Origin of the sequence: Variovorax sp. OK212, assembly GCF_900112425.1 — a bacterium.
Lineage (GTDB): Bacteria > Pseudomonadota > Gammaproteobacteria > Burkholderiales > Burkholderiaceae_C > Variovorax.
On record NZ_FOLP01000029.1, the window covers coordinates 68,465 to 78,957 of the forward strand.

Annotated in this window: 11 protein-coding genes and 1 pseudogene; 7 read left to right on the forward strand and 5 right to left on the reverse strand. The window is 65.8% G+C overall.

Translation table 11 applies throughout. The features are described from left to right. Positions 1-447 (forward strand): hypothetical protein, encoded by a 447-nt coding sequence (locus BM004_RS37335; RefSeq protein ID WP_093221513.1) that lies wholly within the window; start codon positions 1-3, stop codon positions 445-447. Positions 448-527: 80 nt separating this feature from the next. Then, the gene (locus BM004_RS37340; RefSeq protein ID WP_093131285.1) at positions 528-1,481 is read left to right on the forward strand and encodes a phosphate acetyltransferase; all 954 of its coding nucleotides are present in this window, start codon (positions 528-530) and stop codon (positions 1,479-1,481) included. Between the two features lie 37 nt (positions 1,482-1,518). On the opposite strand, the gene BM004_RS37345 is transcribed toward BM004_RS37340, so the two are convergent. After that, a complete protein-coding gene (locus BM004_RS37345; RefSeq protein WP_093221516.1) occupies positions 1,519-2,988 on the reverse strand; it encodes an NAD-dependent succinate-semialdehyde dehydrogenase in 1,470 nt (489 codons plus the stop codon). Next, positions 2,985-4,253, reverse strand: a complete 1,269-nt coding sequence (locus BM004_RS37350) for a 4-aminobutyrate--2-oxoglutarate transaminase (RefSeq protein WP_093131289.1) — start codon at positions 4,251-4,253, stop codon at positions 2,985-2,987. The genes BM004_RS37345 and BM004_RS37350 overlap by 4 nt, the downstream gene beginning before the upstream one ends. 141 nt (positions 4,254-4,394) lie before the next feature. Between BM004_RS37350 and BM004_RS37355 the strand changes: the two genes are divergently transcribed. The 3 genes and pseudogenes from BM004_RS37355 (at position 4,395) to BM004_RS37365 (ending at position 7,411) form a co-directional block, all read left to right on the forward strand. After that, positions 4,395-5,900: a MocR-like pyridoxine biosynthesis transcription factor PdxR gene (locus tag BM004_RS37355; RefSeq protein ID WP_093221518.1), complete on the forward strand. Its 1,506-nt coding sequence runs from the start codon at positions 4,395-4,397 to the stop codon at positions 5,898-5,900. A 323-nt stretch (positions 5,901-6,223) separates the two neighbouring features. Then, complete coding sequence (locus BM004_RS37360; protein WP_093221520.1) at positions 6,224-6,496, forward strand: hypothetical protein; 273 nt, start codon at positions 6,224-6,226, stop codon at positions 6,494-6,496. 293 nt (positions 6,497-6,789) lie between these two features. Continuing rightward, positions 6,790-7,411: pseudogene (locus tag BM004_RS37365) on the forward strand (tyrosine-type recombinase/integrase). A 329-nt stretch (positions 7,412-7,740) separates the two neighbouring features. Here BM004_RS37365 and BM004_RS41075 read toward each other — a convergent pair. After that, complete coding sequence (locus BM004_RS41075) at positions 7,741-8,094, reverse strand: hypothetical protein (protein WP_143072642.1); 354 nt, start codon at positions 8,092-8,094, stop codon at positions 7,741-7,743. Between the two features lie 25 nt (positions 8,095-8,119). Here BM004_RS41075 and BM004_RS41080 point away from each other — a divergent pair, with 25 nt between their 5' ends. Next, a complete protein-coding gene (locus BM004_RS41080) occupies positions 8,120-8,524 on the forward strand; it encodes a hypothetical protein (RefSeq protein WP_143072643.1) in 405 nt (134 codons plus the stop codon). A gap of 239 nt (positions 8,525-8,763) precedes the next feature. Then, entirely contained in the window at positions 8,764-9,033 is a 270-nt protein-coding gene (locus BM004_RS37375) for a hypothetical protein (RefSeq protein WP_093221525.1), read from the forward strand. Between the two features lie 138 nt (positions 9,034-9,171). Here the strand turns inward: BM004_RS37375 and BM004_RS37380 are convergent, their stop codons facing one another. Together BM004_RS37380 and BM004_RS37385 are read right to left on the reverse strand one after the other, a co-directional pair. Further along, positions 9,172-9,795: a hypothetical protein gene (locus tag BM004_RS37380; RefSeq protein WP_093221528.1), complete on the reverse strand. Its 624-nt coding sequence runs from the start codon at positions 9,793-9,795 to the stop codon at positions 9,172-9,174. 87 nt (positions 9,796-9,882) lie between these two features. After that, complete coding sequence (locus BM004_RS37385) at positions 9,883-10,368, reverse strand: T6SS immunity protein Tdi1 domain-containing protein (protein WP_093221530.1); 486 nt, start codon at positions 10,366-10,368, stop codon at positions 9,883-9,885. Positions 10,369-10,493 lie beyond the last annotated feature (125 nt).

Consider the following 10,493-nt stretch of genomic DNA (forward strand, 5'->3'; position numbering starts at 1 on the left):
ATGCAGTCCACGCGAAACAAGCAAAGGAAGAGATGGCTGTGCGCGGCCATCCTCACGATGGCGTGCCTCCACAGCGCGGCGGCCGACGAAGAGTCGGTGCGCGAGCTGGCCGAGGCCTCCCAGGTCATGCTCAACGACCTGGCCAGCCAGGTGATCGACCTGCGCGCCATGGCCGACCGCAAGGCCTTCGACACGGTCACCAAGACGCTCGAAAAGCAGGCCGGGCAATGGCCCGTTGAAACGGATGCCACCGAAAAGTACCGTCCGTGCAAGCACGCGCTCGAGCGCGCGCTGCAGCTGGCGCGGCTCACGCACGCCAAGGCCACCGCCACCAAGGCCGCGCCGCCGCCCGACGAGAAGGAGTGGCTCGGCGAGCACGCGAAGCTCACCGACCGGCGCGCCGTGTGCGAGCGCGTGCTGCGGCATCCGCTGGTCCGCGCGTCCTGAGGCGTTGCCCTCCCGTTGTTCCCGCCCTTTCTGCCCTTCTGCCCTGTCTGCCCTCCCCTGTTCAACCTCCTGGAGCACGCATGTCGTCTTCGTCCCCGGCCGCCCACCCGCACTACGACCGCCTGATTGCCGCGGCGCGCGCGCTGCCGCCGCTGCGCGTGGCGGTGGTGCACCCCGTGAACGACGTGTCGCTCGAGGCGGTGCTGTCCTCGGTGCGGCTGGGCCTGGTGGCGCCGGTGCTCATCGGCCCGCGCGCGCGCATCGAGGCGGCGGCGCAATCCATCGGCGCCGACATCTCGGACTTCGAGATCGTCGATGCGCCGCACAGCCACGCCGCGGCCGACGCGGCGGTGGCCATGGCGCTGCGCGGCGAGGTCGACGCGCTGATGAAGGGCAGCCTGCACACCGACGAACTCATGGGCGCGGTGGTGCGCCGCGAAGGCGGCCTGCGCACCTCGCGGCGCATCAGCCACTGCTTCGTGATGGACGTGCCCGGCCACGGGCAGCCGCTGATCATTTCGGACGCGGCGATCAACATCGCGCCCACGCTGGAGGAGAAGGTCGACATCGTGCAGAACGCGATCGACCTCGCGCATGCGCTGCAGATGCCGGCCGTGCGCGTGGCGCTGCTGTCGGCCACCGAAACGGTCAACGCCAAGGTGCCCTCCACGCTGGACGCGGCCGTGCTGTGCAAGATGGCCGACCGCGGCCAGATCACCGGCGCGCAGCTCGACGGCCCGCTGGCCATGGACAACGCCATCGACCCCGAGGCCGCGCGCATCAAGGGCATCGTGTCGCCGGTGGCGGGCCGCGCCAACGTGCTGATCGTGCCCGACCTCGACGCGGGCAACATGCTCGCGAAGAGCCTCACCTTCCTGGGTGGCGCCTATGCCGCGGGCATCGTGCTGGGCACCAAGGTGCCGGTGATCCTGACGAGCCGCGCCGATTCGGAATCGGCACGGCTCGCCTCCTGCGCGGTGGCCTCGATGCTCGCGAAGGCGGGGCGCGAGCGGCTCATCAAGGCCGTGGGCTGACCTCGAGGACCTCGAGGACCTCGCAGGACCTTGCGGCTCAGTCCTGCAGGCAGAGGTACTTGAGCTCCAGGTAGTCCTCGATGCCGTGGCGCGAGCCTTCGCGGCCCAGGCCCGACTGCTTCACGCCACCGAAGGGCGCGACCTCGTTCGAGATCAGGCCGGTGTTGATGCCGACCATGCCCGTTTCCAGCTGCTCGCCCACGCGCCAGATGCGGCGGCGGTCTTCGGTGAACACATAGGCCGCGAGGCCGAACACCGTGTCGTTGGCCATCGCGATGGCTTCTTCTTCGGTGTCGAAGCGGAACAGCGGCGCGAGCGGGCCGAAGGTTTCCTCGCGCGCCACGCGCATGGCCTGCGTCACGCCGGTGAGCACCGTCGGCTCGAAGAAGGTGCCGCCCATCGCATGCGGCTTGCCGCCGGTGCGCAGCGCGGCGCCTTGCGTGAGTGCGTCGTCGATGTGCTCGCGCACCTTGGCCACGGCGCGTGCGTCGATCAGCGGGCCTTGCACCACGCCGGCTTCCAGCCCGTTGCCCACGCGCATGGCTTCCACCGCCTCCACCAGCCGCTGCGACAGCGCGTCGTAGATGCCCGACTGCACGTAGATGCGGTTGGCGCACACGCAGGTCTGCCCGGCGTTGCGGAACTTGGAGGCAATGATGCCTTCGACCGCACGCTCGAGGTCGGCGTCGTCGAACACGATCAGCGGCGCATTGCCGCCGAGCTCGAGCGACAGCTTCTTGATGGTGGGCGCGCATTGCTGCATCAGCAGGCGGCCCACGCCGGTGGAGCCGGTGAAGCTGAGCTTGCGCACGGTGTCGCTCTCGCACAGCGCGGCGCCGATGGCCGGCGCGTCGCCGGTCACGATCTGCAGCACGCCCGGCGGCAGGCCGGCCTCGAGCCCCAGCACGCCGAGCGCAAAGGCGCTCAGCGGCGTGAGCTCGGCCGGCTTCACGACGATGGTGCAGCCCGCGGCCAGCGCGGGGCCGACCTTGCGCGTGATCATCGCGGCCGGGAAGTTCCACGGCGTGATGGCGGCGCACACGCCGATGGGCTGCTTGAGCACCACGATGTGCTGGCCCGCGCGCTGCGGCTGCAGCACCTCGCCGTCGACGCGCTTGGCTTCCTCGGCGAACCATTCGATGAATGAGGCGGCATAGGCGATTTCGCCGCGCGCTTCGGCCAGCGGCTTGCCTTGCTCCAGCGTCATGAGTCGGCCCAGGTCGTCCTGGTGCGCGAGCATCAGGTCGGCCCAGCGGCGCAGCACCTGGGCGCGTTCGCGCGCGGTGCGCGCACGCCATGCAGGCAGCGCGGCGGCGGCACCGGCAATGGCGCGCTCGGTCTCGGCGCGGCCCATGCGGGGCACGTCGGCGATGTGCTTGCCGGTGGCCGGGTCGGTCACGGCGAGCGTGGCGCCGCTGTCGGCGGCGGTCCATTCGCCGTCGATGAGGCAGGCGGGCTGCAGCAGGTCGGGACGCTTCAGGCCCAGGGGGTTGGTGGTCGTGCTCATGCCTTCAGCGCTCCACCGATGATGTCGAGCGCGCGGTCGAACAGCGCGTCGGGAATGGTCAGCGGGTACAGGAAGCGGATCACGTTGCCGTACATGCCGCAGCTCAACAGCAGCAGGCCCTGTTCCATCGCCTTGGCCTGCACGCGCTTCACGGCTTCCGCGTCGGGTGCGCCGGTGGCCGGATCGCACAGCTCGATGGCGACCATCGAGCCCTGCGCGCGCACTTCGGCGATGGCCTTGTTCGACTCCTTCGCGTCGAGCAGGCGCGACACCAGGCGCGAGCCCAGCTCGGCGGCGCGGTCGCACAGCTTCTCGTCGGCGATCACGTCGAGCACCGCGTGCGCGGAGGCCACGGCCAGCGGGTTGCCGGCGTAGGTGCCGCCCAGGCCGCCCGGCGCGGGCGCGTCCATGATGTCCGCGCGCCCGGCCACCGCGGAAAGCGGCATGCCGCCCGCGAGGCTCTTGGCCATGGTGATCAGGTCGGGCTCCACGCCGTGGTGCTGCATGGAGAACAGCTTGCCGGTGCGCGCGAAGCCGCTTTGCACCTCGTCGGCGATGAGCACGATGCCGTGCTCGTCGCACAGCGCGCGCAGGCCCTGCATCAGCTCGGTGGGCGCCACGTTGAAGCCGCCCTCGCCCTGCACCGGCTCGATGACGATCGCGGCCACGCGCCGGGGCTCGATGTCGGTCTTGAACAGGCGCGCCAGCGCGGCCAGCGAATCCGCCGCGCTCACGCCCTGCAGCGTGCTGGGAAACGGCACATGGAACACGTCGGCCGGGAACGGACCGAAGCCCAGCTTGTACGGCGCCACCTTGCCGGTCATGGCCAGCGTCATGAGCGTGCGGCCATGAAAGCCGCCGCCGAACGCGATGACGCCCGCGCGGCCGGTGTGCGCGCGCGCGATCTTCACGGCGTTTTCGAGCGCCTCGGCGCCGGTGGTGAAGAAGGCCGTCTTCACCGGGCCCGAAATGGGCACCAGCGCGTTCAGGCGTTCGGCCAGCGAGATCACGCTTTCGTACGGAACGATCTGGTAGGCCGTGTGCGTGAAGTGGGCCAGCTGCTGCTCGATGGCGGCGACCAGGCGCGGATGGCGGTGGCCGGTGTTCAGCACGGCGATGCCGGCGGCAAAGTCGATGTACTCGCGGCCTTCCACGTCCCACAGGCTCGCGTTCTCGGCGCGCTGGGCATGGAAGTCGCACATCACGCCCACGCCGCGCGGGGTGGCGGCGAGGCGGCGGGTCTTGAGTTCGCTGTTGGTGGTCATGGAGGGTCCGGGTTGCAAAGGAAGAGAGAGGAGAAGGAGATGAGGGTGGAGATCGCTCGAAAGATCTGATTGAATCGGCTATTGGCCCCATCGAAAAGATCCAATTTCGCTCCAATGCATGGAGCCAATTGAAAAACCCGCATGAAATCCATCTGTGCCGACCTGGTGCTGCAGCGCCTTGCCCCCAAAACCGATGCCGCCGATGCCGCCGGCGCTGCGCTCAACCGCCAGCTCTACGACTGCCTGCGCGAGGCCATCCTCGACGGCAGCCTGCCGCCCTCGAGCCCCCTGCCCGCCTCGCGCGACCTGGCGCGCGAGACCGCCATGTCGCGCAACACCGTGCTGCACGCCTACGCCCAGCTGCAGGCCGAGGGCTATGTGCATTCGCGCGTGGGCAGCGGCACCTTCGTGGCCGCGACCACGCCCGAGAGCCAGTTGAGCGCTGGCCGCGCGCGCGCCGCGGCGCCCGAGGCGCCCGGCACGGTGCGGCTGGCCAAGCGCGCGCAGGCACTGGTGGCCGACGCCTCCGCCGCGCCGCGGCAATGGGGTGCCTTCATGCCCGGCGTGCCCGACGTCACGCAGTTTCCGCACCGCACCTTCGGGCGCATCGTGTCGCGGCTGTGGCGCGCGCCCACGCCCGACCTGCTGACCTACTCGCACGGCGGCGGCCACCCGGCCCTGCGCGAGGCCATTGCCGAGCACCTGCGCGTGGCGCGCGCCGTGCGCTGCGACGCCGACCAGGTACTGGTGACCGAAGGCGTGCACCAGGCCATCGACCTGTCGCTGCGCATGCTGGCCGACCCGCGCGACACCGTGTGGGTGGAAGAGCCCGGCTACTGGGGCTTTCACAAGGTGCTGCAGATGGACGGCACGCGCGTGCGCGCGCTGAAGGTGGAGGTGGGCGACGACAGCCCCAAGGCCGGCTGGCCGCGCGGCGGTACGCCGCCGCGGCTGATCTTCGTGACGCCCTCGCACCAGTACCCGCTGGGCGCGGTGATGAGCCTGGCGCGGCGGCGCGCGCTGCTCGACCATGCGCGCGCCTCGGGCGGCTGGATCTTCGAGGACGACTACGACAGCGAATTCCGCTTCGCGGGCCGCCCCATTCCGTCGATGCAGGGGCTGGAGCCCGACAGCCCCGTGATCTACGTCGGCACCTTCAGCAAGACCCTGTTTCCCGGTCTGCGCGTGGGCTACATGGTGCTGCCGCGCGCGCTGGCCGCGCCGTTTCGCACCGCGCATGCCGACCTGTACCGCGAGGGCCATGCGCTCACGCAGGTGGCGCTGGCCGAGCTGATCGACCAGGGCCACTACGCGGCGCACATCCGCCGCATGCGCGTGCTGTATGCGCGGCGGCGCGCGCTGCTGGCGGGGTTGATTGCCACGCACCTGGGGCCGGCGTACCTGCATCCGCAGGCCAGCAACGCCGGCCTGCACCTGGTGCTGCAGCTGCCCGAAGGCAGCGACGACGTGGCGATTTCAAGTGACGCCGAAGCGCACGGCGTGCTCACGCGGCCGCTGTCGCGCTACTACCGGCGCGCCGGCGCGCAACGCGGGCTGCTGCTGGGCTATGCGTGCGTGCAGGAGGCCGACATCGAGCCGGCGTTCCGCGTGCTGCTGGCTTGCCTGCAGCGCGCGCGGACGGCTTGACGAGGCTTGGCGAAGACGGCAACGCGGCGCAACGCGAAAGCTGCAATTGTTGGCGCCTGTAGAGACTTCGTGCCGCACGAAGCGGCTACCGCGCCGGGCTCTTCTTTAAAGTGAATGCCCCTGTCACTCACAACCCCCACAAGGGAACAAGGAAGGCGCTACACACACAGCCACTGAATGTTCGAAGGCTGCTTGCCTCGCGGCAGGTTGTCGGTGCGAAAGCAGCGATGCGAATGCGAGGTATCAAAGGCGACGGCCGGGGTGCGGAAACACCCCGGCCGTCTAACCAAAGACGTGCAATCACCTCTAAGGAGCGCACAAAAATGGCTACCAAGACTATAGCCCGGCCTCGCACGCCGGTACCCCCCGGCGGGACCGCCCAGGACCCGACGGATCTTCTGGAAGACACCCTCGCCCAACTCGAAGCCCTGCTGTGGGTCTGCCACGGCGAAGACACCGACTGGTGCAGCGGTGAAGGGCCTCGGCAACTGGACAACCTGCTTTGGCTTGCGGCCAAGCTGGCGCGGGAAGCCGGAGAGCTGTTCCAGTTGAGCGAGAAGGCGCGAAGCAACAACGCGCCCGAGACCGGCGGCTAGCGGCCGGTCTGGCGGGCTGCGGATTTCGCGGCTCGCCTATTGGACGATGTCGGATTCATGTGAGGGCGTGACAGGCCGGGGGCGTGGCGCCAAGTGGATGTTCAGGTGGGCTGGGGAGGTTTGGAAGACGGGGGGCAGGTCGGCGGTGCGCTCCGTAGCGGACACCGGGCTCTCTCGAAAGCGGCCGTTCGCTAAAGGTCCGGGTCAGAGCTCGACGTACAGCCGCTTCGGGCCCAGCGAAGCCATCCAAGCAGGGGCAAAGTGTCGGTCCCCAAACTGCGAAGGAGACCGACATGGAATTCCCGACCGCCTCAACACCCCGCCCTCCATGGAACAAAGACAAGCTCGTCGGACAGAAGAGGCCTTTCAAGCTCAAGGAGATCTGGGCGATCCGTGTGCGCTTGCAGCTTTCCTGCCGAACCCGCGAACTGGCGCTGTTCAACTTGGGCATTGACAGCAAGCTTCGAGCATGCGACCTGGTCAAACTACGCGTACGCGACGTCGCCACCGGCGACCGTGCTGCCGCTCGGGCCAGCGTGATCCAGCAAAAGACCGGGCGTCCTGTTCAATTCGAGCTCACGGACCCAACAAGAGAAGCTGTGGCGAATTGGATGAAGGTCGCCCACCTTCGCGCCGAGGACTTTCTGTTTCCGAGCCGGGTGAGCACATCTCCCCACCTTGGAACGCGCCAATACGCGCGCATCGTCGACGGATGGGTCGAGGAGATCGGGTTGGATCCTGCGGCCTACGGCACGCATTCGATACGGCGCACGAAGGCCTCACTGGTATACCGCCGGACCAAGAATCTGCGCGGTTCAGCTTTTGCTCGGACATACAAAGTTGGAAAGCACCGTGCGCTACCTCGGCATCGAGGTGGAAGATGCGCTGGAGATGGCCGAGCAAACTGACGCATGATGTTCGCGGCGCCCGCACAGCGGGCGTCCAAAAAGGCAAAATTCGGCCACAACCGGCCATTCGCCGTGCCGGCACAATGCGGCTGGAAGCGGACATCCATGAACTACCCAAGACGACGCCCCAAGTCGGAGAGAGAACTCAAGCTAGAAGGGTTGCTTACACGGCTTAAGCAACGGGGAGGACCGTTGCCAGGGGTCTGCCTTACGCAGGACGCTCCCCTTGACGAGCAGGTTGCAATCAGAGAACTGACGCTTGACACCGAGGGCGCGGTCGTCAGCGTCTCCGAGTTCGCCCTCTCTCCAAAGACGGCACCGGGTAGAACCAGTACTTCAGACGCGCTCAAGCAAGAGCTTGAACGCCTGTTGGCGACGACGGGCGACGAAGGTATTGCGTGCGGCGAGAACGGTCGGCGAGCCAGCCGAGAGGAACTTGAAGAGTGGCTGTTGCTCGTCGGCCGGCCCGTGTTCAGCTACCGTCGGGGCTGACGTCTGCTTGCGCCCTTCGCAACGGCAGCGCGACCGGCTACAGTCGGCCAAGACCAGTCGCTCGTGCGAGGGCACAATCCGGTCAGGAGGTATGGCCGCGAAGCGGAAGTTCGTAGCGCTCGATAGCTGCCGTTCAATTCCCGCATGGTCGCGCAATATGGCACCGGGCACGGTGCGCACGCCAGAATAGATGGTCATTGCCTGTCAAAGGAGGAGCCCTGTCTTGCCTTACTCCATGATTGTTTTCGTCCCTCCGGTGTCTGAAGCCGATGAAGCTGCTGTGGAAATGATCCTCGACTATGACGACGATCCCAAAAACGAAGGGCTTCCACTTCATCGAAGCCTGCATGCATTGATTGATGAGCTTGCGCAGATCTACCCGCGCTCTGCGTCTCTCCCGCCGGAGCGGTGCGACGAATGCATTTGGGCGGAGGAGCCGCTGGAGCTGAATGGCCGTGGCCGTCTGTGCCACTTCGCCCTTTCTGGCCGACACGACATCGATCCGCTGATAGAGCGGATTTCAGAAGTAGCTCTCCGACGTGGCCTCGTCGTCTTCGATCAGGATCGTTTGCGCAGACCGTCCAAAGCGGACCTTGGAAAAGATAGCGGTCCTGGAATTCTGCACTGACGGCGACCTAACAGGTCGAGAAGAGGCCGTAGCGCGAGCGCGGCAGAATGTTCCGTTGGCAGCACTCGGCCATGACCGGACGGTCAACGCTGCCTCGCGAAGCGCGTGCGCACCGCCAAGGTCTCGGACAACCATCGGGAATAACCAGAAGTTTGAATATGCGATTGTCCTTAAGCGTTGCGGCGCGAGACAGAAACTTCTCTAAGGCCATGCGACGCATCCGGCCCGCAGTTGAACCCATGCTCGATGCGTTTTCGCGCGTTCCCCTGGCCAACCCGATCTATGAGGCGATCCTCGTTGGCGTCACGGACGACAAGCCGAGTGGCTATTTTGAAGAAATACCCAACGCAGACGGGTTTTTTCAGGTGCTAACGGGTGTTGATGGGACGAGTGAAGATGACGCTCTGTTAACGGCAGTCGTCGCCGCGTTGCGAGCGGCCGTCGAAGCATGTCCATTCTCGACGCCTGACAAAAATGCACTCACTGAAGTCATCACGATGCGGCTGTAGAAGATGACCTGTTTTCCCCGTCGAAAGGCCGCTTTGCGCAACGACGTACAGCCGCTAAGGGCCCGAAGCCGACTTAACTCATTCCTGAAAGCGGTCGTTGGCATGGCATATCTATGGCCTGTCGTGAACGGTTGAGGTTCACTTCTCGTTTGCCAGCTCAGATTTCAGAAAATTGAAAAAGTCATTGATCTCCGCCTCTACAGTTCCATAGAAGATGCCGTCGACTTCACTGCCGCCTGGCTCACGAAACGCCTTCAGCCTTGCAGGTATCTCGTAGGGAGCATTAGTCAGCCTTACGACCGGCCGGTATGAGGCCAGTTTCCCGTAGGTTACTGGGACTATTCCCAACCCTTGGTAAACCGCCCCTAGCGCCGGTATGTGTGCCGGGCAGAGCCTCATGAAATCAATGTTGTGTTTTTCCATTGCAGGACCCATTGGGGTAGAGAGCCCGATTTCGCCTTTTTTGAGAAAGACAAAGTACCGCGATCCGATGGCTTGGCCGCTGAAGCGACCGAAAGTTATGACATCACCGTCGCTCGTACCCTTCAAGCTCCGCTCCACGCGGGCCGCATAACGGGCGCCGCACCGATACCCTTCATCGCCGTAAAAAAGCGCGCCCTCAACTATCTCGACCAAAGCGACGACGTCGGACGCTTCTGCCATTTCTGCAAGAGGCGCGCGAAAGCTATTGGCTTGAACCATGCTGGCCATTGACAGCAGTCCAGCCAAGAGAATTTGCATCGTGAGAAGGTGCTTCTTCATGGTCGTCTTGAGAGCGGGAGTGTTGCCAGGTGACTGGAGAGTGCATTGAGTGCACTTGCCAGGGTCTGCTTTTGGCCGCAGGCGGTCCTACCGGCCATCATCCCGAATGCTCACCGAGCGGATTTCCGTTCCGGGAGCGAGATGGCTAGTCTGAGCCTGAAGCTGTCCGCACACGGCGAAGTGCACCTCGATGTCCGTCGGTTCGAAGTTGTCGACGATGTAGTAGCCCCCCAAGCTGGGAAGGCGCTTGAACCCGAACACCTGTCCGGCCTTCAGGGGCTGCCCCGTGTTCAACAACTCGACCATCAGCGAAGCATCAAAAAATCTGAGCACGAACTCCCGCTGGGTGAGCAGGTCTTGAAACTCGGATGCCGACGCGGCGACTGGGACGACGTCGGGGGACCCCACGTCGAGAAGCTTGACCTCCCCGGTGCTCGGGTCTTCGACGAAGGCATTTCCAACGGCCGTAATCAGAATGGGCACCGCGTCGCCGCCAAGCAGCCACGCCCAGTCTTCAAGTACCTTCTCGCGCTGAAGGTGCTGGAAGTTCACGGTTAGGTCGTCAAGGGTCATCTGATGCTCGATTCTGCCCGCAGGTTGAGCGTCTGCTTCTCTGATCGGGCCAGTTTGTCAAGCGCAGAGTATCTCGGTATTTTGGTTTCGTCGAACAGAACGTCTCGGTGCAGTTCACGCTTCTC

Excerpts from the sequence above, each read along its gene's own strand:
- BM004_RS37335 (WP_093221513.1), top strand. The coding sequence starts at position 1 with ATGCAGTCCACGCGAAACAAGCAAAGGAAGAGATGGCTGTGCGCGGCC.
- BM004_RS37340 (WP_093131285.1), top strand. The coding sequence starts at position 528 with ATGTCGTCTTCGTCCCCGGCCGCCCACCCGCACTACGACCGCCTGATT.
- BM004_RS37345 (WP_093221516.1), bottom strand. The coding sequence starts at position 2,988 with ATGAGCACGACCACCAACCCCCTGGGCCTGAAGCGTCCCGACCTGCTG.
- BM004_RS37350 (WP_093131289.1), bottom strand. The coding sequence starts at position 4,253 with ATGACCACCAACAGCGAACTCAAGACCCGCCGCCTCGCCGCCACCCCG.
- BM004_RS37355 (WP_093221518.1), top strand. The coding sequence starts at position 4,395 with ATGAAATCCATCTGTGCCGACCTGGTGCTGCAGCGCCTTGCCCCCAAA.
- BM004_RS37360 (WP_093221520.1), top strand. The coding sequence starts at position 6,224 with ATGGCTACCAAGACTATAGCCCGGCCTCGCACGCCGGTACCCCCCGGC.
- BM004_RS41075 (WP_143072642.1), bottom strand. The coding sequence starts at position 8,094 with ATGACCATCTATTCTGGCGTGCGCACCGTGCCCGGTGCCATATTGCGC.
- BM004_RS37375 (WP_093221525.1), top strand. The coding sequence starts at position 8,764 with ATGCTCGATGCGTTTTCGCGCGTTCCCCTGGCCAACCCGATCTATGAG.
- BM004_RS37380 (WP_093221528.1), bottom strand. The coding sequence starts at position 9,795 with ATGAAGAAGCACCTTCTCACGATGCAAATTCTCTTGGCTGGACTGCTG.
- BM004_RS37385 (WP_093221530.1), bottom strand. The coding sequence starts at position 10,368 with ATGACCCTTGACGACCTAACCGTGAACTTCCAGCACCTTCAGCGCGAG.